The 23,111-nt window shown below is 75.5% G+C and carries 22 protein-coding genes; 19 read left to right on the forward strand and 3 right to left on the reverse strand.

Annotated features, from left to right (window positions below; all coding sequences use genetic code 11):
* Positions 1-257: 257 nt before the first annotated feature.
* The 4 genes from ACVMYR_RS26340 to ACVMYR_RS26355 all read left to right on the forward strand — a co-directional run bounded on the left by ACVMYR_RS26340 (position 258) and on the right by ACVMYR_RS26355 (position 5,564).
* Positions 258-1,487, forward strand: coding sequence for a sensor histidine kinase (locus tag ACVMYR_RS26340; RefSeq protein ID WP_396793251.1), 1,230 nt, complete (start codon positions 258-260; stop codon positions 1,485-1,487).
* Positions 1,484-2,149, forward strand: a complete 666-nt coding sequence (locus tag ACVMYR_RS26345; protein WP_077940118.1) for a response regulator — start codon at positions 1,484-1,486, stop codon at positions 2,147-2,149. The genes ACVMYR_RS26340 and ACVMYR_RS26345 overlap by 4 nt, the downstream gene beginning before the upstream one ends.
* A 149-nt stretch (positions 2,150-2,298) precedes the next feature.
* Entirely contained in the window at positions 2,299-3,087 is a 789-nt protein-coding gene (locus ACVMYR_RS26350) for an ABC transporter ATP-binding protein (protein WP_091280760.1), read from the forward strand.
* Positions 3,084-5,564 (forward strand): ABC transporter permease, encoded by a 2,481-nt coding sequence (locus tag ACVMYR_RS26355; RefSeq protein ID WP_457123023.1) that lies wholly within the window; start codon positions 3,084-3,086, stop codon positions 5,562-5,564. The genes ACVMYR_RS26350 and ACVMYR_RS26355 overlap by 4 nt, the downstream gene beginning before the upstream one ends.
* A gap of 3 nt (positions 5,565-5,567) precedes the next feature.
* On the opposite strand, the gene ACVMYR_RS26360 is transcribed toward ACVMYR_RS26355, so the two are convergent.
* Together ACVMYR_RS26360 and ACVMYR_RS26365 are read right to left on the reverse strand one after the other, a co-directional pair.
* On the reverse strand, positions 5,568-6,830 hold the full coding sequence (locus ACVMYR_RS26360; protein ID WP_043968941.1) for a nucleotide sugar dehydrogenase: 1,263 nt from the start codon (positions 6,828-6,830) through the stop codon (positions 5,568-5,570).
* Positions 6,831-6,971: 141 nt separating this feature from the next.
* Entirely contained in the window at positions 6,972-8,369 is a 1,398-nt protein-coding gene (locus ACVMYR_RS26365) for a serine/threonine-protein kinase (RefSeq protein ID WP_457123024.1), read from the reverse strand.
* Between the two features lie 425 nt (positions 8,370-8,794).
* On the opposite strand from ACVMYR_RS26365, the gene ACVMYR_RS26370 reads away from it, so the two are divergent.
* From ACVMYR_RS26370 to ACVMYR_RS26425, 12 genes are all read left to right on the forward strand, one after another.
* Positions 8,795-8,929, forward strand: a complete 135-nt coding sequence (locus tag ACVMYR_RS26370; protein WP_457123025.1) for a hypothetical protein — start codon at positions 8,795-8,797, stop codon at positions 8,927-8,929.
* Positions 8,919-9,548, forward strand: coding sequence for an RNA polymerase sigma factor (locus ACVMYR_RS26375; RefSeq protein WP_043968943.1), 630 nt, complete (start codon positions 8,919-8,921; stop codon positions 9,546-9,548). Before ACVMYR_RS26370 ends, ACVMYR_RS26375 begins: the two co-directional genes overlap by 11 nt.
* Positions 9,549-9,563: 15 nt before the next feature.
* Positions 9,564-10,382, forward strand: a complete 819-nt coding sequence (locus ACVMYR_RS26380; RefSeq protein WP_457123026.1) for a hypothetical protein — start codon at positions 9,564-9,566, stop codon at positions 10,380-10,382.
* A 125-nt stretch (positions 10,383-10,507) separates the two neighbouring features.
* On the forward strand, positions 10,508-11,743 hold the full coding sequence (gene egtA, locus ACVMYR_RS26385; RefSeq protein WP_457123027.1) for an ergothioneine biosynthesis glutamate--cysteine ligase EgtA: 1,236 nt from the start codon (positions 10,508-10,510) through the stop codon (positions 11,741-11,743).
* Positions 11,740-13,071 (forward strand): ergothioneine biosynthesis protein EgtB, encoded by a 1,332-nt coding sequence (gene egtB / locus ACVMYR_RS26390; protein ID WP_457123028.1) that lies wholly within the window; start codon positions 11,740-11,742, stop codon positions 13,069-13,071. Before egtA ends, egtB begins: the two co-directional genes overlap by 4 nt.
* Before the next feature lie 31 nt (positions 13,072-13,102).
* A complete protein-coding gene (gene egtC / locus ACVMYR_RS26395) occupies positions 13,103-13,852 on the forward strand; it encodes an ergothioneine biosynthesis protein EgtC (protein WP_077940133.1) in 750 nt (249 codons plus the stop codon).
* Between the two features lie 55 nt (positions 13,853-13,907).
* Positions 13,908-14,873, forward strand: a complete 966-nt coding sequence (gene egtD / locus ACVMYR_RS26400) for an L-histidine N(alpha)-methyltransferase (RefSeq protein ID WP_077940134.1) — start codon at positions 13,908-13,910, stop codon at positions 14,871-14,873.
* Positions 14,874-15,103: 230 nt separating this feature from the next.
* Positions 15,104-15,688, forward strand: coding sequence for a TMEM165/GDT1 family protein (locus tag ACVMYR_RS26405; protein WP_077940135.1), 585 nt, complete (start codon positions 15,104-15,106; stop codon positions 15,686-15,688).
* 68 nt (positions 15,689-15,756) lie between these two features.
* Complete coding sequence (locus tag ACVMYR_RS26410) at positions 15,757-16,197, forward strand: DUF1622 domain-containing protein (protein ID WP_077940136.1); 441 nt, start codon at positions 15,757-15,759, stop codon at positions 16,195-16,197.
* Entirely contained in the window at positions 16,194-16,499 is a 306-nt protein-coding gene (locus ACVMYR_RS26415) for a hypothetical protein (protein WP_091280427.1), read from the forward strand. Before ACVMYR_RS26410 ends, ACVMYR_RS26415 begins: the two co-directional genes overlap by 4 nt.
* 41 nt (positions 16,500-16,540) lie before the next feature.
* Positions 16,541-16,747 carry a hypothetical protein gene (locus ACVMYR_RS26420; RefSeq protein WP_077940137.1) on the forward strand — a complete coding sequence of 69 codons (207 nt, stop codon included), beginning with the start codon at positions 16,541-16,543 and terminating at the stop codon, positions 16,745-16,747.
* A 328-nt stretch (positions 16,748-17,075) separates the two neighbouring features.
* A complete protein-coding gene (locus ACVMYR_RS26425) occupies positions 17,076-18,551 on the forward strand; it encodes a polysaccharide biosynthesis tyrosine autokinase (protein ID WP_077940138.1) in 1,476 nt (491 codons plus the stop codon).
* Here the strand turns inward: ACVMYR_RS26425 and ACVMYR_RS26430 are convergent.
* Positions 18,532-19,086 (reverse strand): arsenate reductase/protein-tyrosine-phosphatase family protein, encoded by a 555-nt coding sequence (locus ACVMYR_RS26430; protein WP_077940139.1) that lies wholly within the window; start codon positions 19,084-19,086, stop codon positions 18,532-18,534. The two genes, ACVMYR_RS26425 and ACVMYR_RS26430, sit on opposite strands and share 20 nt — an antisense overlap.
* 114 nt (positions 19,087-19,200) lie before the next feature.
* Between ACVMYR_RS26430 and ACVMYR_RS26435 the strand changes: the two genes are divergently transcribed.
* The 3 genes from ACVMYR_RS26435 to ACVMYR_RS26445 all read left to right on the forward strand — a co-directional run bounded on the left by ACVMYR_RS26435 (position 19,201) and on the right by ACVMYR_RS26445 (position 23,035).
* The gene (locus ACVMYR_RS26435) at positions 19,201-20,460 is read left to right on the forward strand and encodes a glycosyltransferase family 4 protein (protein ID WP_091280410.1); all 1,260 of its coding nucleotides are present in this window, start codon (positions 19,201-19,203) and stop codon (positions 20,458-20,460) included.
* Positions 20,461-20,547: 87 nt separating this feature from the next.
* A complete protein-coding gene (locus tag ACVMYR_RS26440; protein ID WP_457123029.1) occupies positions 20,548-22,335 on the forward strand; it encodes a DUF4012 domain-containing protein in 1,788 nt (595 codons plus the stop codon).
* Positions 22,336-22,351: 16 nt separating this feature from the next.
* Positions 22,352-23,035, forward strand: a complete 684-nt coding sequence (locus ACVMYR_RS26445; protein ID WP_077940142.1) for a hypothetical protein — start codon at positions 22,352-22,354, stop codon at positions 23,033-23,035.
* Positions 23,036-23,111 lie beyond the last annotated feature (76 nt).

Consider the following 23,111-nt stretch of genomic DNA (forward strand, 5'->3'; position numbering starts at 1 on the left):
GATGGTGGTGGTGATGGGTCGAGTGGCGGAGAATTGCTCCGGCGACCCGGCGCGACAACTGTATTTCAGTGGCCGCCGTAAATGGAATGGTCGAGATTGACGATTGCTCAAAGGGCGTCCGCATTTGCCGGGGAGGTGGCAATTCCCGGATACGGCGGAACGTGAATCTGAGAAGTGCGCCCCGCGAGGTATCAACGGCGGCGCAGGCGACTCCTGTACACCCTGGCCCTCCGTCGGACCCGCGCCCCGTACGCTCGGTGACCGTGAGGCGGATCCTGTTCGGCCGGCCGTTGCGCAGCGTGGCCTTCGACGTGGCGGTCTCCGGCTTCGTCGTGCTGGTCGGCCTCGCCGGGGGCGTCAACCAGCCCGGCGGGTGGCGGGCCACGGGCGTCGCGGCGGCGATGGCCGCCGCCCTGCTGTTCCGGCGCGCCCACCCCTCGGCGGTGGGGGCGGCGGTCGCCGTGCTCGCCGGGGTCCAGGTGGTCGCCGGGTGGGGCCCGCTGGCCTTCGACGTGGCCGTGCTGATCGCCCTGTACAGCGTGGTGAAGTACGCCGAGAGGCTGGCCGCCGGCATCGTCGCCGGCGTCGTCGCCGCCGTCGGCGTGGTGCTCGCCGCGCTCCAGATCGAGGCGGCCGTCGCCTGGTGGGCCTCGGCGATCTGGTTCGCGCTGATGACCGGCGCGGTCTGGCTGATGGGGCTGAACGTGCGTACCCGCAGGCTCTACGTGCTGAGCCTGGAGGAGCGCGCCGCGACCCTAGAGCGGGAGCGGGAGGCCGAGGCCCGCGCGGCGGTGGCCGAGGAACGCACCCGCATCGCCCGCGAGCTGCACGACGTGGTGGCCCACAGCATGGCCGTGATGATCGTGCAGGCGGACGGGGCCCGCTACCTGTTCGACCGGGACCCGCAGACCGCCCGGGAGGCGGTGCGCGTGGTCGCCGACACCGGCCGGCAGGCGCTGGAGGAGATGCGCCGCCTGGTCGGGGTGCTGCGGGAGACGAGCAGCCCCGGGCCGGCGGACGGGCCGGACGGCGCGGCGGCCCCGGCGCTGGCGGCGGAGCCGACGCACCGCCGGCCGGCCCTGGTGGAGCTGCCCGAACTGCTGGACCGGTTCCGGGCCGCCGGGCTGCGGGTCGACGCGACGGTCACCGGCGAGCCGCCGGCCCTGCCGCCCGGCCTGGAGCTGACCGTCTACCGGGTGGTGCAGGAGGCGCTCACCAACGCCCTCAAGCACGCCGGGGTCGGCGCGACCGCCACGCTGGGCCTGACCCACACCCCCGACGCCGTCGTGGTCCGGGTCGTCGACGACGGGCGGGGCCGCCCCGTGGTCCGCCCCGCGCCGTCCGGCGGTCACGGCCTGGTCGGCATGCGCGAGCGGGTGACCGTGTACGACGGCAGCCTCACCGTCGGCCCCACGCTGGCCGGGGGGTGGCAGGTCGAGGCGCGGCTGCCGCTACGGTCGAGCACCGGGACGGAGGTGGCGGCATGACGGTCCGCGTGGTGATCGTGGACGACCAGGCGCTGGTGCGCGCGGGGTTCCGGATGGTGCTGGGCTCCCAGCCCGACCTGACCGTGGTCGGCGAGGCCATCGACGGGGCGGACGCGCTGCGGGTGCTCGACCGCGTCGAGGCCGACGTGGTGGTCATGGACATCCGGATGCCGACGATGGACGGGGTGGAGGCCACCCGGCGGATCTGCGCCGACCGGCCGGGTGACCTGCCCCGGGTGCTGGTGCTCACCACCTTCGACACCGAGGCCGACGCGTTCGCCGCCCTCCAGGCCGGGGCGAGCGGATTCCTGCTGAAGAACGTGCCGCCGGAGGAACTGCTGGCCGCGATCCGGGTGGTCGCCCAGGGCGACTCCGTGGTGGCCCCGTCGATCACCCGCCGGTTGCTCGACCGGTTCGCCGGTCAGCTCGGCCCCGGCCCCGCCGCCGATCCCCGGCTCGCCCAGCTCACCGAGCGGGAACGCGAGATCCTGCTGCTGGTGGCCCAGGGCCTGTCCAACGCGGAGATCGCCGCCCGGGTGCACGTCGCCGAGGCGACCGTGAAGACCCACGTGGGGCGGATCCTGGCCAAGCTGGGGCTGCGCGACCGGGTGCAGGCGGTGGTGCTGGCGTACGAGAGCGGTCTGGTCACCCCCGGCGGCTGACGGCGGGTACGCCCCAGGTCGTACGGGGCCGCGCCGTGGGGACGCCTCCGGGCGCAGGCGGGGCGAGCGTGCGGGCGGACGCGGCGGGCCGGTGCCGCCCATAGCGTCGACAGGTGTCCGCAACCACCACCTGCACGGGGAGCACCGACGTGTCCGTACCACCTCCCGCGTTCGCCACCGCCGGCGTCGCGGTCACCGCCCGCGGCCTGCGCAAGGAGTACGGCGCCGGCCAGGCGCGGGTCGTCGCCCTCGACGGCGTCGACGTCGACTTCGCCGCCGGCCGGTTCACCGCCATCATGGGCCCGTCCGGGTCCGGCAAGTCCACGCTCATGCACTGCCTCGCCGGCCTCGACCGGCCCACCGCCGGCACCGTACGCATCGGCGACGCCGACACCGGCGGGCTCGACGACCGGCGGCTCACCCTGCTGCGCCGCGACCGGATCGGCTTCGTCTTCCAGAAGTTCAACCTGCTGCCCGCGCTGACCGCCGAGGAGAACGTCGTGCTGCCGCTGGCCATCGCCGGCCGCCGCCCCGACCCGGCCTGGCTGCGCCAGGTCGTCGCCGCCGTCGGGCTGGCCGACCGGCTGCGGCACCGGCCCGCCGAGCTCTCCGGCGGCCAGCAGCAGCGCGTCGCCGTCGCCCGCGCCCTGATCACCAAACCGTGGGTGATCTTCGCCGACGAGCCCACCGGCAACCTCGACTCCCGCTCCGGCGCGGAGGTGTTGCGGCTGCTGCGCGAGGCCGTCGACACCCTCGGCCAGACCGTCGTGATGGTGACCCACGACCCGACCGCCGCGAGCCACGCCGACCGGGTGGTCTTCCTCGCCGACGGCCGGCTGGTCCGCGAGTTGGTCGCGCCCACCGCGGAGGCCGTCCTCGACGCCCTCGCCCACCTCGACCAGGCCCCGGCCGGCGCGGCGACGGGGGGCCGGCGGTGACCGGGCTGACCCTGCGCACCATGCGCGCCGACGCGCTGCGGCTGCTGCTGTCGGCGCTGGCCGTGGTACTCGGCGTCGCGTTCGTCGCCGGCACCCTGATCCTCACCGACGGGATGAAGCGCCGCGCCTACGAGAGCGCCGGCGTCTTCGACCGGCACACCGACGTCGCCGTGTACGCCGGGCGGGACCCGATCCCGCCCGCCCTCGTGGAGCGGGTGCGCGCGGTCGACGGGGTGCGGGCCGCCGCCGGGGAGCTGACCGGCTCCGCCGGGGTCGTCGGCTCCGACGGCCGGCCCGTCCTCGGCTACGCCGTCGCGGCGGCGATCCCCACCGAGGCGGCCCTGCAGTCGTACGACGTGGTGGCCGGGCGGCTGCCGCAGCGCCCCGGCGAGGTGGTCCTCGACGCGCCGACCGTCGCCGAGGAGGGGTTCACCCTCGGCGGACCGGTGCGCGTGGGCGGCAGCGGGGGCGCGGCCCGCGCGTACACCCTGGTCGGCACGGTCGACGTGGCCGGCACCGCCCGGGACGTCGGCGGGCCGTTCATCGGCCTGGCCGGGCCCGACGCCCTGGCCGTGACGCGACAGGAGGGCTACGGGCGGATCATGGTGGCCGCCGCGCCGGGCGTGTCGGCGGCGGAGCTGGCCGGGCGGGTGGCGGCCGTGGCCGGCGGCGGCGTGACGGTGAAGGACCGCCAGGCGGTCCTCGACGCCGCCGTCGACGACGCGGTCCGCGACCTGAGGCAGTTCAACCTGCTCCTGCTCACCTTCGCGGCGGTGGCCGTGGTGGTGGCCGGGTTCGTCATCGCCAACACCTTCGCCATCGTGCTCGCCCAGCGCACCCGGCGCACCGCGCTGCTGCGGCTGGTCGGGGCGACCCGGGGGCAGGTGCTGCGGGCGACGCTGCTGGAGGCGGCGGCGACCGGACTGGCCGCCTCGGCGCTCGGGGTGGCGGTCGGCGCGGGCGTGGCGGTCGGCCTGGACGCCCTGCTGTCCGCGTTCGACGTGCCGATGGCCGGCGGCGGGATCACCGTCACGGCGCCGACCGTGCTGGTCTGCCTGCTGCTGGGCACCGTCCTCACCGTGGCCTCGGCCGCCGTGCCGGCCTGGCGGGGCACCCGCGTCGCGCCGGTGGCCGCGCTCACCGACGCGGCGGTGCAGCCCACCCGCCGGGCCGGCCGCGTCCGGCTGGCCGCGGGCGCGCTGGTCCTCGCCGCCGGGGTGGCGGCGCTGGGGTCGGCCGGGGCCGTCGGCCAGCTGCCGCTGGTCGCGGCCGGCGGGATGCTGGCGTTCTTCGGCATCGTGCTGTTCGGGCCGGTGCTGGTGCCGGCGCTGGTGCGCCTGCTGGGCGTCCCCGCGCGCCGGCTGTTCGGGGCGACCGCCGGCCTGGCCGTGGCGAACGCCGTGCGCAACCCGCGTCGGATCGCCGCGACCGCCACCGCGCTGGTCATCGGCATCGGTCTGGTGTCGGCGTTCGTGGTGGGCGCGGGCAGCGCCAAGGCCAGCATCGAGCGGGCCGTGGACCGGCAGATCGGGGTGGACGTCGTGGTGGTCGGCGTCGGCGGGAGCCTGCCCGGGCCGCTGGTCGACGAGTTGGCCGCCCGCCCCGAGCTGGGCGTCGTGCACGAGCTGCGCGGCCGGGTCAGCGACGGGGTCGAGCTGCGGACCGCCCGCCCGGCGCTGGTCGGGCGCACCCTGACGGCCGTGGACGCCGGTGACGCGGGCCGGCTCGGCCCGGGCCGGGTGCTGGTGCACCGGGAGCTGGCCCGGGCGCGGGGCTGGTCGGTCGGCGACACCGTCACCCTGGCCGGACAGCCGTTCACCGTGGCGGCCGTCGTCGCCGCCGACGGGTCGGCGCTGGCCGGCGGCCCCGTGCCGGCCGGGCACGTGGTCGACGTGGTCGACACCGACTTCTCCCGCCTCTTCCCGGCCGAGCGCGGCCACCTCGCCGAAATCGACCCGGCCGCCGGGGTGAGCGCCGAGCGGGCCCGGGCGGCCGTCGAGTCGGTGGTGGCCCGCTACCCGACGGCGAACCTGGTGGACCAGGCGACGTACAAGGAGTCGCTCACCGGCACCATCGACATGGTGCTGGCGTTCGTCGTCGCCCTGCTCGGCCTCGCCGTGGTCATCGCCCTGGTCGGCGTCGCCAACACGCTCAGCCTGTCGGTGGTGGAGCGCACCCGGGAGAACGCGGTGCTGCGCGCCGTCGGGCTGACCCGGGGCCGGATGCGGGCGATGCTCGCCGTGGAGGCGGCGCTGATGGCGCTGGTCGGCGCGGTCCTCGGGGTCGGCCTCGGCATCGGCGTCGGCGCGGGCGCGATGGCGGTGGTCACCCGGCTCAGCGGCGAGTTCACGCTGGTGCTGCCGTGGGGACGGCTCGGGCTGATCATCGCGGTGGCGGTGCTGGCCGCGCTGGCCGCGTCGGTGCTGCCGGCCCGCCGCGCCCTCGCCCGCCCGATCGTCACCAGCCTCGGCGACTGAGCGTCAGAGGCGCTCGACCGTCGGGCCGTGGCAGCGGTTGCGGGTGTCGAAGACGTACCGGGCGTGCCGCACCACCAGGTCGTAGTCGAGGCAGTCGTGGTCGGTTACCACCACCACGGCGTCGGCCTCGCGGAGCTCGCGCTCGGTCAGGCCGACCACGACAACGCCGCCGGGCAGGTGGTGCGGCTCGGCGTACGGCTCGACCGCCCGGACCTCGGCGCCGAGGTCCTGCAGGCGGCGGGCCACGTCGACGGCGGGGGAGTCCCGCATGTCGCCGGTGTTCGGCTTGTACGCCAACCCGAGCAGCAGCAGGCGGGCCCCGCTGACCGCCCGCCCGGCCCGGTTGAGCCCGTTCATGATCCGTCGGACGACGTGCTCGGGCATCTCGTGGTTGACGTCGTTGGCCAGCTCGATGAACCGGAACTGCCGTCCCAGCCGGCGCTTGACCTGCCAGGACAGGTAGCACGGGTCGATCGGCAGGCAGTGCCCGCCGACGCCCGGGCCGGGGCGGAAGGGCATGAACCCGAACGGCTTGGTCTCGGCGGCCTCGATCGCCTGCCACACGTCGATGTCGAGGTGGTGGCTGAGCATCGTCAGCTCGTTGATCAGCGCGATGTTGACCTGGCGGAAGGTGTTCTCGATCAGCTTGGTCAGTTCCGCGACCCGGGTGGAGTCCACCGGCACGGTCCGCTCGACCAGCCGCCGGTAGAACGCGTCGACCCGCTCCCGGGAGGCCGCGTCGACGCCGGAGACCACCTTCGGGGTGTTCTCCAGCTTCCACACCGGGTTGCCGGGGTCGATCCGTTCCGGGCTGTAGCCGAGGTGGAAGTCGCCGGGGGCGGTCAGCCCGCTGGCCGACTCCAGCAGCGGCCGGAGCAGCTCCTCGGTGGTGCCGGGGTACGTGGTCGACTCGAGGATCACCGCGCAGCCCGGCCGCAGGTACGGCCCGATGCCGCCGCCGGCCTGCTCGACGTAGCTCAGGTCGGGCACGCCGTCGCGCAGCGGGGTGGGCACGGTGATCACGCAGATGTCGAAGCCCTCGGCGTCGGCGTACTCGGTGCTCGGGCGGTACCGTCCGCTGCCCAGCGCCCGGCCGAGCCGGTCGGCGGGGATGTCCTCGACGAAGGACTCGCCCGAGGCGAGGCGCTTGACCCGGTCGGCGTTGACGTCGAGGCCGACGACGTCCATGCCCGCCTCGACGGCGCGCATGGCCAGCGGCAGGCCCACGTATCCCTGGCCGATGACGACCAACTTCTCAGCGCTCACCCATGGCTCCCGCGGCAGACGACGGAACGTACCTCATCGTCAGCGTAAGTGAGGTTCTGGGTTTTAAGTCCGATTTGGTGAAGGTGGGGTCGGTGGGGCGGCCGTCGCCCGGCCGAGCCCCCGGACCGGCCGGGGCCGGGGTCAGTCCCCCTGGGCCGGCGGTTCGGCCGGGGTGCTGGCCGTGGTGGGCGGCGGATCGGCCGGCGTGCTCGCCGTGGTGGGCGGCGGGTCGGGCGGGGTGCTGGCGGTGGTGGGCGGCGGGTCGGCGGGCTTGGTGGGCGGCGCGCCCGTCGGTTCCGGCGCGGCCGAGTCGCTCGGCTGCGGGGTCGGCGTCGGGGTGACCGACGCCGAGGGGCGACCCCCGCCGGGCCGGAACGTGCGGTCCGGGTCGACCACGGCCTCCTCGCTGGCGGCCGAGTCGTCAGAGCCCGGCGTCGGGTCGGCCGCCGGGGCGGTCGGCCCGTACTTCGTGGCGGGGGCGTCCGCGTTCGTCGCGGCGCCGAGCGCCGCGGCCAGCGCGATCCCCGCGACCGCCACCGCCGCGAGCGCGCCGACCAGGGTGCCGCGCCGGCCCGTGCGGCCGACGAAGGTGCGCGCCGGCGCGGCCGTCGGCCGCACCGGCGGCAGGTCGTCGCGGGTGCTGTCTAACCCGTTCCGGGCGCCGACCGGCGTGCGCGGCGACACCGGCACGGTGCTGGTGGGTGCGGAACTGTCGGCGATGGTGGCCCGCGCGGCCTCCGCCATCGCCGCGCCGCTGGCGTACCGCGCCGCCGGGTCCTTGGCCAGGGCGCGGGACACCAGGTCCCGCACCGGCCCGGGGATGTCGGTCGGCAGCTCCGGCGGCTCGTCGTCCAGATGCCGCACGGCGACCTGCAGGGGGTTGTCGCCGGTGAACGGCGGCCCGCCGGTCAGGCAGCAGTAGGCCACCGCGCCGAGGGCGTAGATGTCGGTGGCCCCGGAGACCGGTCGGCCCGCCGCCTGCTCGGGTGCCATGTAGAGCGCGGTGCCCGGCACCGCGTTGGTGCTGGTGATGCTCGTGACGTTGGTCGACCGGGCGACCCCGAAGTCGACCAGGACGACGGTGCCGTCCTCCTGCACCAGCAGGTTGCTCGGCTTGACGTCGCGGTGGACGATGCCGCCGGCGTGCGCCGCGTGCAGCGCCTGGGCGGCCTGCGCGACGATCGACATGGTCTCGGCCACGCCGAGGTGCCCCGCCGCCTCGATCCGCTTGGACAGCGGCTCGCCCTCGACGAACTCCATCACCAGGTAGTCGGCCCGCCCGCCGGTGGGCAGGTCGTCCTCGCCGCAGTCGTAGACCTGCACGATGCCCGGGTGCCGCAGGGCGGCCATGATGCGGGCCTCGGCGCGGAACCGGGCGATGAAGTCCGGGTCGGAGACCAGCGCCGGCAGCAGGACCTTGACCGCGACCCGCCGGCCGAGGATCTGGTCCGTGGCCCGCCAGACGTCACCCATGCCGCCGGTGGCGACACGGTCGTCCAGGCGGTACCGACCGCTGAGTACGACTCCCGAAGACAACACAGCAATACCGTACCCAGAGCGCGCCCGGCTCACTTCTCGCGCTCCGGCCGGACCGACCGGAGCGACGGGGCGGCCGGGGCGGCCGGGCGGCCGTCGGGCCGGCTCGCCCGTGATCGACTCGCGACCACCTGTCACAGGTTGCCCGAGCCGGTGCCGTGGCCTGGCCGAACGGGGGAGGGCCCGAATGTCGCGCCCGGCCTGCGCAGACAGTGGCGTCCGCGGCCCGCGCCGTGTCACATCGACTCGCCGTGTTCACCGTTTGATAATTCTCACTCTTTCTCCGGGAGGCATTGACTTGTCCGCCCGGCACCCCGCTCCTAGCGTTAGCGCGGCTCCGGCCAGCCGGGCGCCCCGGGTGGGCACCCTGCCGACGGCCGCGCCGGGTGGTGGTCGTACGCGCCGTCCGGGCGCGTACGGTGTCGGGCGTGATCAGGGTCAGCGGGGGGCTGGTGGTGCGGAAGGAGGTCCGGCTGCCGGGCCAGGTCGGTGCCGTGCGCGTCGCTGCCGACGTGCCGCCCACCGACGCCGGGCAGGGGGAACGGCGTACCCATGACGAGTGAACTGAACGAGGCGGTCGTCGCGGCGCAGGCCGGCGACGAGGACGCCTTCCGGTTCCTCTACCGCACTCTCCAGCCCGGCCTGCTGCGCTACCTGACCGCGCTGGTCGGCGCCGACGCCGAGGACGTGGCCTCGGAAACCTGGCTGCAGATCTCCCGGGACCTGCCCACCTTCACGGGCGGGGAGTTCCGGGCCTGGACCGTCACCATCGCCCGGAACCGGGCTATGGACCACCTGCGCCGGCAGCGCCGCCGGCCCTCGCTGCCCGTGCCGGTGCAGGCGCTCGCCGACCTGGCCGGTGACGCCGACACGGCCGAGCGGGCCGGCGAGACCCTCGGCACCGAGGCCGCGCTGGCGCTGATCGCCACCCTCCCGCCCCGGGAGGCCGAGGCGGTGCTGCTGCGCGCGGTGATCGGCCTGGACGCCGAGAGCGCCGGACGGGTGCTCGGCCGGCGGGCCGGCGCGGTGCGCACGGCCGCTCACCGGGGCCTGCGCCGCCTCGCCACGCTCCTGCAGCGCCAGGACCCGACCTCGGAGGCCGCTCCGTCCGCGACGCCGCCCCGCCCCCGCCCCGGCCGGCCGACGCCCGGCGCGCCGTACGTCGAGCAGGCGGACGGCTGACGTGAGGGGAAACCGATGAGCTTCCGGCAGCCCGACCGGCCGGACCTGCCCGCCGACCGGGCGGCGTCCGACCGGCTCCTCGACTCCGCGCGCCACGGCCGCGCGGGCGACGACGGCCGTCCCGCCGACCCCCTGGCCGACCTGCTCGCCGCGGCGGCGGCGCCGGCCCGCCCCGGTGAACTCGCCGGCGAGGAGGCGGCGCTCGCCGCGTTCCGGGCCGCCCGCGCCGCGCCGGCGACGCCCCCGGCGCGCGCGCCCCGGCGGCGCCGCCGCAGGATCGGGGCGGTCGCCTGGATCGGGGCGGTCGCCGCCACCGCGACCGCCGGTGTCGCCGTCGCGGCGGTCGGCCTGGACCGCGCCGACGAGCCCGCGCCCGCGCCCGCCCCGAGCACCGCGCCGGCCGACCCCAGCGCCTCGGGCCCCACCACCGCCGGCCCCACCGCCCCGGGCCCGGCCGGCGCCCCGTCCGCCCCCGGCGGCGGGACCGCGACGCCGGGCAGCGCCGGGCCGAGCACGTCCGCCGGGGCCGCGCCGCCACAGACGCCCGGCGTCACCCCCGGCCCGGGCCGCTCCGGGGCCGCCGCGAACCTGCCCGGACTGTGCCGGGCGTACCTGGCCAAGCCGGCCGCGCAGCGGGCGAAGGCGCTGACCACCCCGGCGTACGCGCCCCTGGTCGCCGCCGCCGGCGACGCCGCCGAGGTAGACGCGTTCTGCCGCCGCCTGGTCCCCGACGCCGACCCCGCGGCCACGCCCGCCGCCCGCCCCACGCACACCGGCCGGCCGGCGTCGAAGGCCACCCCCACTGCGGGCACGGACACCACCGCCGAGGACTGATCCCGAAACATCTGTTACGGCAAGGCGAGCGGAATTCGTCTGCTAGACAGAAGATGGTCGCAGCGCGGACGCCGGGGCCGGTAAGGGTCACGTTGTTCCGCCCCGACCGAGGGAGGGATCGTCTCGTGGTGACGTCACCGGAGCTGGACCGGACCACCCCGCTGCGGGGGGTGGACGACGCGGTCCGGCACATCGCCCGGATCTGCTTCAAGACCGGCCCACCGACCCGCACGGGTGTCGAACTGGAATGGACCGTGCACGACGCCGCCGACCCGGCCCGCCCGGTGGACCGGGAGCGGCTCCGGGCGGCCCTCGGGCCGCACAGCCCCACCACCATCCACGACTCCAGCCCCGCCGCACCGCTCCGGCACGGCAGCACCGTGACCGTCGAGCCCGGTGGCCAGCTCGAGATCTCGACCGCGCCGCGCTCCTCGGTCGCCGCGCTGGTCGACGCCACGAACGCCGACATCGCCCAGGTCACCGACCTGCTCCGCGCCGCCGGCCTGACGCTCGGGCGCACCGGCATCGACCCGTGGCGGCCGCCCCGGCCGGTCGTCGACACCCCGCGCTACCACGCCATGCGCTGCGTCTTCGACCGCCGTGGCCCCGCCGGCCGGACCATGATGTACAGCACCGCCGGGCTCCAGGTCTGCCTGGATGCCGGCGAACCGGACCAGGTCGCCGCCCGCTGGGCGGCGGCCCACGCGGTCGGCCCGCCGCTGCTCGCGGCGTTCGCCACCGCCGACCGGCACGCCGGGCGGCGCACCGGGTGGGCGTCCGCCCGGATGGCCGCGTGGCTGGCCATCGACCCGGCCCGCACCCGCCCCGTCTGGTCGCCGCAGCAGCCCGACGCCGATCCGGTCGCGGCGTGGACGGCGTACGCGCTGGCGGCCCCGCTGCTGTGCCTGCGCGACGACGAGGCCGACTGGACGCCGCCGCCCGGGGTGACCTTCGGCGACTGGATCACCGGCGTGCTGCCCCGGCCGCCCACCACCGACGACCTGGACTACCACCTGAGCACGCTGTTCCCGGTGGTACGCCCCCGCGGCTACCTGGAGATCCGCTACCTGGACGCCCAGCCGGGGCCGGACTGGCGGCTGCCGCTGGCGGTGCTCGCCGCCCTGCTCGCCGACCCGGCCACGGTGCGCCAGGCGGTGGCCACGGCCACGCCGGTCGCCGACCGGTGGCACGAGGCGGCCCGCCACGGCCTCGGCGACCCGCCGCTGGCGCGGGCCGCCGCCGACCTGCTCGACCTGGCGCTGGCCGCCCTGCCCCGGCTGGACCTGCCGGCCGACCTGCACGACGAGACGACCCGAGGATTACGGCGGCGGCTGGCCGCCACGGAGAGGGGATCGCGGTGACGACCATCCACGAGCTCGGCGCGGAACAGCTACGCACCCGCATCGCCGCCGAGCTGGAGCGCACCCGCGCGAGGACCGCCGGGCTCACCGAGGCGGTCGACGACGCCGACCTGATGCGTCAGCACTCGCCGATCATGTCGCCGCTGGTCTGGGACCTCGCCCACGTCGGCAACCAGGAGGAGCTCTGGCTGGTCCGGGACGTCGGCGGGCGCGAGCCCGTCCGCCGGGACATCGACGACCTGTACGACGCGTTCAAGCAGCCCCGCCGCGACCGCCCGGCGCTGCCGCTGCTGCCGCCCGCCGAGGCCCGCGCCTACCTGGCCACCGTGCGGGACAAGGTGCACGACCTGCTCGACCGGGTGCCGTTCACCGACCGGCCGCTCGTCGCCGACGGGTTCGCCTTCGGCATGATCGTCCAGCACGAGCAGCAGCACGACGAGACGATGCTCGCCACCCACCAGCTGCGCGTCGGCCCGCCGGCGCTGTACGCCCCGGACCCGCCGCAGCCGCGCGCCCGGGTGGCCGACGAGGTCCTGGTCCCTGCCGGGGAGTTCACCATGGGCACCTCCACCGACCCGTGGGCGTTGGACAACGAGCGCCCCGCGCACCCGGTGGACCTGCCCGCGTACGTCATCGACGCCGCCCCGGTCACCAACGGCCGCTACCGCGAGTTCATCGCCGACGGCGGGTACGACGACCCGCGCTGGTGGAGCGAGGCCGGCTGGGCGCACCGCACCGAGGCTGGGCTGACCGCCCCGATGCACTGGCGGCGCGACGGCGACGGCTGGGGGTACCAGCGGTTCGGCCGGTGGTCGCCGGTGCGCGACGACGAGCCGGTGGTGCACGTGTGCTGGTACGAGGCGCAGGCGTACGCGGCGTGGGCCGGCAAGCGGCTGCCCACCGAGGCGGAGTGGGAGAAGGCGGCCCGCTGGGACCCGGCCACCGGCCGGTCCCGCCGCTACCCGTGGGGCGACGGGGAGCCGACCGCCGAGCAGGCGAACCTCGGGCAGCGGCACCTGTGGCCCGCGCCGGTGGGCGCCTATCCGGCCGGGGCGTCGCCGCTGGGCGTGCACCAGCTGATCGGCGACGTGTGGGAGTGGACGTCCAGCCCGTTCCGCGGCTATCCGGGGTTCGCCGCGTTCCCGTACCGCGAGTACTCGGAGGTGTTCTTCGGCGACGACCACCGGGTGCTGCGCGGTGGCTCCTTCGGCACCGACCGGGCCGCCTGCCGGGGGACGTTCCGCAACTGGGACTACCCGATCCGGCGGCAGATCTTCAGCGGCTTCCGCTGCGCCCGCGACGCCCGCCCGGACGAGTCGGGCCGGTGAGGGCCGGCCACGTCGCCGCCGGGGCCGCCTGATGTGCCGGCACCTGGCGTACGTCGGGCCGCCGGTGAGCCTGCGCGCCCTGCTGTACGACCCGCCGCACTCCCTGGTGCGGCAGTCCTGGGCGCCCCGGGACATGCGCGGCGGCGGGACCGTCAACGCCGACGGCTTCGGCGTCGGCTGGTACCCGCCCGGCGGCGGCGAGCCGGTGCGCTACCGGCGGGGCACGCCGATCTGGGGCGACGTGACCCTGCCGGGGCTGGCGGCGGCGACCACCAGCGGCGCGGTGCTGGCGGCCGTCCGCTCCGCCACGGTCGGCATGCCGGTGCTCGACACCGCCGCCGCCCCGTTCGCCGAGGGGCCGTGGCTGTTCAGCCACAACGGGGTGGTGCGCGGCTGGCCCGACGCGGTGGCCGCGCTCGCCGGCCGGCTGCCCGTACGCGACCTGCTCACCCTCGACGCGCCGACCGACTCGGCGCTGCTGTGGGCCCTCGTGCGGCACCGGCTGCGGGCGGGCGAGGACCCGGCGCGGGCGGTCGCCGCCACGGTGGCCGAGGTCGCGGCGGCGGCCCCCGGGTCCCGGCTCAACCTGCTGCTCACCGACGGGCGCACCGTCGTGGCCAGCGCCGCGGGCCATGCGCTGTCGGTCCGGCAGACCCCGGGCGCGGTGCTGCTGGCCTCGGAACCGCACGACGACGACCCCGGCTGGCAGGCGGTGCCGGACGGACGGCTGGTGGTGGCCACGGCGGCCGGGGCGCGCGTGGCCGCCCTGCCCGCCGGCTGAGCGGCGACCGGCCCGCACAGGTGGGAAACGACACGACCGACGGAGGGGACACCCGATGAGCGCGGAACCGCTGGAGATCTACCTGGAGGAGCAGGACCTGGGTCGCAGCCTGCGCGACGACGTCCGCACGGGGCTGACCGCGTGGCCGAAGTGGCTGCCGCCGAAGTGGTTCTACGACGCGCGGGGCAGCGAGCTGTTCGAGGAGATCACCCGCCTGCCGGAGTACTACCCGACCCGGGCCGAGCGGTCCGTGCTGGCCGAACGGGCCGGCGAGATCGCCGAGCTGACCGGGGCGAAGACCCTGATCGAGCTGGGCTCCGGCTCGTCGGAGAAGACCCGGCTGCTGCTGGACGCGTTCACCCGGCGCGGCGGGCTGGGCACCTTCGTGCCGCTGGACGTCTCGGTCAGCGCCCTGAAGCAGTCCACCGAGCAGATCGCCACCGACTATCCCGGCCTGCGGGTGCGCGGCATCGTCGGTGACTTCACCCGCCACCTCGACCGGCTGCCCACCGGCGGCCGACGGTTGGTGATCTTCCTCGGCGGCACGATCGGCAACCTGCTGCCCGCCGAGCGGGCCGGCTTCCTCGCCGCCATGCGCGCGTCCCTGGAGCCCGGCGACTGGCTGCTGATCGGCACCGACCTGGTCAAGGACCCGTCGATCGTCGTACCCGCATACGACGACGCCGCCGGGGTGACCGCCGAGTTCAACCGCAACGTGCTGCGGGTGGTCAACCGGGAGCTGGGCGCCGACTTCGACCCGGAGGCGTTCGCGCACGTCGCCCTCTGGGATCCGGAGCGGGAGTGGATCGAGATGCGGCTGCGCGCCGAGCGTCCGGTCCGGGCCCGGGTGCTCGACCTCGACGTGGAGTTCGCCGTCGGGGAGGAACTGCGCACCGAGGTGTCGGCGAAGTTCCGCCCCGAGGGCATCGCCGCGGAACTCGCCGCGGCCGGCTTCACCGCCCGGGAGTTCTGGACCGACGCCGACGGGCTGTTCGGCGTGACCCTGGCCCGCGCCGACTGAGCAGCGGTCCGCGCCGCCCCGGTGCTCAGGCGGCGCCCCCTGGTGGGGTAGGGTGGTGGCGCGAAGGGGAGTAGCCCCCAATGTCGTGGTCGACACACTGGTGCGTTCCGCATCCGGCCACGCGGCCCCACCCTCGGGTGGGGCGGGCGAGACCTTCGACCCAGGCTGTCTACAACAGCCGGGTCGAGGGCGCCCCACACCCCCGGCCCGGTGTTCTCGGGAAGGGTGTCATGGAAGGTTTCCTCGTCGCGCTGGCGGTCAGCTTCGGCGTCATCTTCGTCGCCGAACTCGGCGACAAGTCCCAGCTGATGGCGCTGACGTTCGCCACGCGGTTCAAGCCGATCCCGGTGCTCATCGGCATCACGGTCGCCACCGCCGTCGTCCACCTGGCCTCGGTCGCCATCGGCTACGGGCTGGGCGCCGCCCTGCCCACCGGCTGGATCTCGCTGATCGCCGGCCTCGCGTTCCTCGGGTTCGGCGCCTGGACGCTGCGCGGGGACAAACTCACCGAGGAGGAGAAGCGCAAGGCCGAGCGCGGTGGCAAGTCCGCCGTCGTCGCGGTCGGCGTGGCCTTCTTCCTCGCCGAGCTGGGCGACAAGACGATGCTCGCCACCATCACCCTCGCCACCAGGTACGGCTGGTTCGGCACCTGGCTCGGCTCGACCCTCGGCATGGTGGCCGCCGACGCGCTGGCGATCCTGGTCGGGCGGCTGCTCGGCCGGCACCTGCCCGAGCGCACCATCCGCTACGGCGCGGCGATCCTCTTCGCCATCTGCGGTCTGTGGCTGATCTTCGAGGCCGTCGCCGAGCTCTGACCTTCGAGGCCGTCAGCCGAGCCCGGCTGACGGCGACTACCCACCGGCGGGCCGGGTAACGGCCCCGGGTGAGCTGGGACGACATCCTGCGTACCGGCGACCACCTGGCGGTCGCCGTCGTGGAGGTCGCCGGCGCGGCGGTCATCTTCGTCGGCGCGGTCTGGGCGGCGCTGCGGTTCGTGGCCGAGGGGCTGCGGCACCGCAGCGCCGCCGTCTTCACTCCCATCCGGTTGACCCTCGGCCGGTTCCTCACCCTCGGGCTGGAGTTCCAGCTCGCCGCGGACATCCTGCGTACCGCCGTGTCGCCGACCTTCGACCAGATCGGCAAGCTCGCGGCCATCGCCACCATCCGGACCGCGCTGAACTTCTTCCTGCGCCGCGAGATCGCCCAGGAGCAGCGCCAGATCGATCCCGAGCGGCCGTCGTCGTCGCCGGCACCCGGCCCGTCCGGCACGGCGCAGCCGGCGACTCCCGACCCGTCCGCCCCCGAGCCCGGGGACCGGTCGTGACCGCCCCGCTGCCGTCGGTCGTGACCGCCGCGGCGCTGCTCACCGGCCTGGTGACCCTGGCGACGACCCGGTCGTGGCGGCGCGCGCTGCGCGTGCTGCTGGACCTGTTGACGGCGGCCGGGCTGCTTCGGCTCGCCGGCGACCAGGGTTGGACGCAGCTGGCGGGGGCCGCCGCGGTCGTGGCGCTGCGCACCGCACTGTGGCGGGTGGTCGTGCTCACCGCGCCGGCGGCCGGGGCGCGGCGGCCCGCCGCCGGACAACACCGAGCGCGCTGCGGAGCGGACGATCACGCCTTACGGTGAGCGACAAGAGGCGATTCTGGCGATATATGGAGGTAAAAGGCATGAGTCGGCACGACGAGCCCAACGAGTACGGTTTCGCCGGCGGCGCCACCGCCCCCGAGCCGCCGGCCGGCGGCCGACCCGACGAGCAGGCCCTGGCCGAGGAGGTCGCGGTGCCCGGCGACGACCTCACCGAGCCGTTCAGCGACGCGGTGACCGAGGAGACGGACCAGGCCGAGGAGGACGAGCCGGCCGAGCGTCGCCGCTAAGACATCAGCCGGGGGCCGCCGGGCGCACCGGTGGCCCCCGGCCGTCCGTCCGGAGGCCAGTCCGTGCGCCCTCGTCCGCCGGGCCGTCCCCCGCGTCACCCCGGCCGTCCGAATCGAGTTGGTCCAGCGTACGGAGAAGTCCGCGATAACTGGGCGAGTGCCGATTTCATCCTTATTGCCGTCTTTGGGAGTTTGGATCCTCTACAGTCGGTTCGACCGGATGCGCTGGTGGGGTCGACCGACTGCAACAGGATCGCCCCGTGATTGCTGAGGGAGCTTTGGTGCTTGACATGTCGACCGCACGGACCGGACGGGGGCTTCGCGGCTGATGGACGTTCGTGATTTCCTCCGGACCGTCCGGCGCAGCTGGTGGGTGGTCCTGCTCTCCGTCATGGTGGGCCTCGCGGTGGCCGCGCTGGTCACGGTCCGGACCCCGCCCCGCTACGCGGCCTCGGTGAGCTTCTTCGTCACCACCCCCAACCAGGGCGTCACCGACGCCTACCAGGGCAACGTCTTCATGCAGCAGCGCGTCAAGTCGTACGCCGACCTGCTGCAGAGCGACCGGCTGGCGCAGAAGGTCGTGGGCAAGACCGCGCTCGGGCTGACCGCCGAGGAAGTGCAGGCGCGGGTCAGCGCCGCTGCCATCCCCGACACCGTCCTGCTGCGTGGCACCGTCACCGACACCGACGCCACCCGCGCGCTGCGGCTGACGGAGGCGATCACCGCCCAGTTCATCGAGCTGGTCAAGGAGGTGGAGTCCGCCGGTGAGGGGCGGACCCCGCCGGTCAAGGTCGAGGTGATCAGCGGCCCCCGGGTCGGCTCCAGCCCGGTGTCGCCCAACCCGGCCCGCAACCTGGCCCTCGGCGCGCTCGGCGGCCTGCTCGCCGGCATCGGCCTGGCCCTGTTGCGGACCCGGTTGGACACCCGGCTGCGGGACTCGGTCACCCTCCAGCGCGCCACCGGCAGCCCGCTGCTCGGTGAGATCCCGTTCGACGCCGCCGCCCGCACCGCCCCGCTGATCGTCGGGGACGCGGCCACCACCCCCCGGGCCGAGGCGGTACGCAAGCTGCGCACGAACCTGCGCTTCGTCGACGTGCACGAGCCCGCCCGGGTGATCGCGGTGACCAGCGCGTTGCAGGGGGAGGGGAAGACCACCCTCTCCTGCAACCTCGCCATCGCCCTCGCCGAGGCCGGCTGGCGGGTCGCCCTGGTCGACGCGGACCTGCGCCGGCCGAAGGTGGCCGAGTACCTGGGCATGGAGGCCGGCGTCGGGCTGACCGACGTCCTGCTCGGCGACGTCAACGTGGGCGACGTGGTGCAGCGGTGGGGCGACAAGTCCCTGCTCGTGCTGCCCGCCGGCTCGGTGCCGCCCAACCCCAGCGAGCTGCTCGGCTCCAAGGCGATGGCGGACCTGCTGCTGGTGCTGCGGGAGTCGGCGGACATCGTGGTCATCGACACCGCTCCGCTGCGTACCGTCACCGACGGCGTGGTCGTCGCCGTCCAGGCCGACGGGGCCCTGATGGTCAGCCGTTACGGCCGCACCGACCGTGGTCAGGTCGGCGCCGCCGCGCAGGCGCTCCAGGCGGTCTCCGTGCGGCTGCTGGGCTGCGTGCTGAACATGGCCAAGCTCGGCCGCGCCGAGACCTACCAGTACGAGAACTACCGGGTGGAGGTGCCGGCCGGGCCGGCCGCCGCCCCGCCGAGCCACATGGACACCGCGCCGGCCGCCCGCGGCGGCGGGTTCCCCGGCCCCGAGCAGACGATCCCCGACCCGACGCAGGAACTCACCCGGCTGCCTCGATGAGTGCCGCAACCGGTGCCAGCGATCGCTCGATCTCCTGCGCGCAGCGCCGGAAGTCGGCTGGCCTGCCGCCGATCGGGTCGAGCAGGTCGTCCTCGGCCGGGGCCGCCGGTTGCAGCAGCCCCCGGGCCAGGGCCGCGGCCCGCACCGCCGCCCGCAGCGCACCGACGTCCGCGCCGTCCGGCGTCCCGGCTGCCCCGGCGAGCCGGCCGAACTGGCGCAGGGTGAAGGTGCGGTGCAGGGCGGCGGGGAGCAGGGAGACGCAGGCCGAGCGTTGGCGTCGGGTGGAGGTCAGCACCAGCGCGGCGTCGGACAGGTGGGCGGTGGTCAGCGCCCGACTGCGGAACTCGGCCGGGTCACGCCCCGTCTCGGCGGCCACCTCGGCCGCGTACGGGTGCATGGGCCGCCCGTCCACGGCGTCGGTGCCGGCGCTGGCCACCTCGACCGGCAGCTTCGCCATGAGCTGCCCGGCCAGGTATTCGGCCATGGGCGAGCGGCACAGGTTGGCGTGGCAGACGAACAGGATGCGGTCGGCCATCGGTGGTTCTCCCGGCGTTCTGGTCGCGGTGGGACCCGTGGAATCGTATGCGCCCGCCGGCACGTTCCGTGTCCACGCCGCGCCGGTGGGTCATCGTCGGGCCGGGAGGACCCGGTGAGGATCGGCATCCTGTCCTACCACTTTCCGCCGGAGCCGGCGTTCGTCCCCGGCAGCCTGGCCGAGCAGTTGGCCGCGCGCGGCCACGAGGTCCGCGTGCTGACCGGCTTCCCGGACTATCCCGGCGGTCAGGTCTATCCGGGCTGGCGGCAGCGGTGGCGGTACGAGACCCGCAGCGAGCGGCTCACGGTGCGGCGGGTGCCGCGCTGGTCGGCCGGGGACGCCTCCGTGCGTGCCCGCGTGGCGGGATGGCTCTCCTTCGCCGCGAGCGCCGGCACGATCGGGCGGGGTCACCTGGCCGGCGTCGACGTGCTCTACGTCCACCAGCTCCCTGCCGCGACCTTCGCGGCGGCCGGCCTGCTGCGGCTGCTGGGCACGGTGCCGACGGTGCTGCACGTGCAGGACGTACACCCGGAGTTGGAGGCACAGGGCGCGACGCCGACGCCGTGGGCCGCCCGGGTGGCCGCCGCCACCCGGTGGCTCTACCGCTCGGCGGACCTGGTCGCGGTCGCCGCGCCCGGCATGCGCGACCTGGTGGTCGCCGGCGGCGCCGATCCGGGGCGGGTGCGGCTGGTGCTCAACTGGACCGACGAGCGGCTGTTCCATCCGGCCGAGCCGACCCGGGAGGCCCGCCGCCTCGTCCGGGGCGACGGGCGTTGCGTGGTGATGCACGCCGGCACCATCGGCGCCCGGCACGGGCTGGAGACGGCCGTGCGCGCCGCCGCGCCGCTGCGCGGCACGATGGACCTGGTCCTGGTCGGCTCGGGCCCGGGCGAGGAGCGGGTCCGGCGGCTCGCGGCGGAGCTGGGCACCGACAACGTCCGGTTCGTTGCACGGCGCTCGCCGCTGGAGATGGCCGACCTGTACGCCGCCGCCGACTACCAGCTGGTGATGCTGCGCGACCTGCCGGAGCTGCGCGGGACGATTCCCGGCAAGCTGCAGGCCGCGTTCGGCTGCGCGGCGCCGGTGGTGGCGTCGGCGGGCGGCGACACTGTCGAGATCGTGGAGCGCGCCCGGGCCGGGCTGTCCTGCCCGCCGGAGGACTGGGCCACGCTGGCCGACCGCTTCTGGCTGGCCGCCACCATCCCGTCGGCGGCCCGGCTGGAGATGGGCCGCCGCGGCCGGGAGGCGTACCTGCGGGACATGTCGCTGCACGGCGGGGTGGACGCCGTCGAGCGGCTGCTCCACGACGCGGTCGACGCGCGGCGCAGCCGCGGGGCCGCCGCGCGGACGCGCCGGCCGGAACCCCCGGCCTAAATCCACCATAACGGCGCGAAGTGGGCGAAGCGCGTGCTAGAAAATGATGAATCGTCATTTCTGTCCGTTTTCTGAGTGGAGTGGGCGTTGAGTGAAACCGAGCAGCCTCGCCGCCGAGGGCGACGGTCCCGGCGGCGAGCCAGGGCCCGCGCCCGTCGTGCCCTCCTCGCCGGCCTGGTCGTCGGTTCGCTGGCGCTGCTGAGCGCCGGCTGGGTGGGCTTCCGGGGCTGGCAGGCCCGCACCCACCTGCTCAACGCCGCCGCCCTGGCCCAGCAGCTCAGCTCCGAGGTGGTGGGCGCCGACACCGAGCGGGCCCAACGCACCCTGTCGGCCCTGCAGGTGCAGGCCGGCGCGGCGCGTGACGCCACCGACGACCTGGGCTGGCGGGCGGGGCAGCACACCCCGTTCGCCGGGGACGACCTGACGGCGGTGCGTCAGATCGCGGTGGCCATCGACGACCTCGCCCGGGAGGCCTTTCCCACCCTGCTGCGCACCGACCTGTCGACCCTGCTGCCCGGCAAGGGGCGGCTGGACGTGCCCCGGCTCAAGGCGGTCGCGGCGGAACTCACCGCCACCGACCAGGTGGTCCAGCGCACCCACGCCCGCCTCGCCGCCGTACCCACCGACGCCCTGGTCGCGCCGGTACGCGACGCCGTGGCCGAGCTGCGTGAACAGCTCGACCAGTTGGCCACCCTCACCCGGGCGGCCGACGGCGCCGCCCGGCTGCTGCCGCCCCTGCTCGGCGCGGCCGGCCCCCGCAGCTACCTGATGGTGTCCCAGAACCCGGCGGAGCTGCGCGCCACCGGCGGGATGTTCGGCGCGTACGCCGTGATCGAGGCCAAGGACGGCCAACTCCGGATGGGCACCCAGGGCACCAGCGCCCAGCTTGGCCTGTTCGACCCGCCCCTGAAGCTGAAGCCGGAGATCCGCAACCTCTACACCGACCTGCCGGGCATGTACCCGGCGGACGTCAACCTGACCCCGCACTTCCCGACCGCCGCCGCCCTGTTCCGCCAGATGTACCGCGAACGCACCGGCGACACCGTCGACGGCGTCCTCGCGGTCGACCCGGTGGTGCTGTCCTACCTGCTCAAGGTCACCGGCCCCGTCCCGGTGCCGGGCCACACCACCCTGGTCGGCGACAAGGCGGTGCGGACGCTGCTCTCCGACGCCTACCAACGGATGGACGCGGTGGAGCAGGACGAGTTCTTCGCCGCCTCGGCGACGGCCGCCTTCGACACCTTCTTCACCCGCGAGGTGGACCCCCGGGCGTACCTGTCCGTGCTGGACCGGGCCATCACCGAACGGCGCGTGCTGTTCTGGAGCGCCCACCCCGAGGAACAGCGGGTCATCGAGGGCAACCGGCTCGCCGGCTCGCTGCCGGAGAAGGAGGACGTGCCCACCGTCGGCGTCTTCCTCAACGACGGCAGCGGCGCGAAGCTCGGCTACTACCTGCGCCCGGCCGCGACGCTGACCGTCGGGGGGTGCCGCCCCGACGGCCGCCGCGAACTGCGGCTGCGATTCACGCTGCACTCGACCGCGCCGAAGCGCGGGCTGTCGACGTCCGTGCTCGGCCTCGGCCTCGCCGGCGACCCGTACACCGCCCGCACCCTGGTCTCCGTCCACAGCCCGGCCGGCGGCGCGGTGCTGCGCACCCGGCTCGACGGCACGGAAGTGCCCGTCGGCAGCGGCACCGAGCGCCGCCGGCAGGTCGTCGTCGCCAACGTCGAGGTGCGCCCCGGCGCCACCCGGGCCCTCGAGGTCGACGTGCTGACCGGCAGGACCGGCAGCGCCACCGGCGACGCCGACCTCTGGCTCACACCGACCGCCACCCCATGGACCACCCACATAGATCCCGCACCACACTGCGATTAGTAGGAGGGAACCCATCATGCGGCTATCCCGCATCATCATGGCGCTCACGATCGGCCTTGCCGTCGTGGCCGCGCCGACCGCGGCGGGGGCGGCGCAGCCGCAGCCGACACCGTCGCCGACCGGCTCACCACAGCCGACACCGTATCCGCCGCAGCCCCCGGTGCTGACGGTGAACCCGTCGACGGTCTACGTCGGCGACACGGTCACCCTCAGCGGTTTCGGGTTCGGGCCGAACGAGGTCGTCGACATCACCGTCACGATCACGCCGCTGGCCGCCGGCCTGCCCGGCCAGTCCACGGTGCGTCGCAGCGACGGCAGCACCGTCGCGATGGCGCCGGTGGCCTACCGGGCGGCGGCACCGACCCACTTCACGGTCGTGACCGACGGGGCGGGGAACTTCACCACCACCTACACGCCGGACACGCCCGGGCAGTACCTGTTCACCGCGGTCGGCCAGACCACGGGCCGGACGGCGAGCGCCACGCTGACCGTGCTTGCGCGGCCCCAGCCGTCGCCGTCGCCGACGTACCACCCGACGCACAAGCCCTGGCCGCCGCACGGCGGAAAGCTGCCCGTGACGGGTGACAACCTGGGCACCCCGCTCGCGGTCGGCGGCGGCCTCGTCGGGGTCGGTGTGGTGCTGATGCTCGCCGGCCTGGCCTGGCGTCGCCGGGCACGCTTCGGCGGGTCGACGCGCTGACCCACGCTGAGCCGGGCAGTGCCCGAGCAGTGAGGACGGCGGTGCCCGTCCGGGAGATCCCGGGCGGGCACCGCCG

The sequence above is a fragment of the Micromonospora sp. PTRAS2 genome, assembly GCF_054052245.1.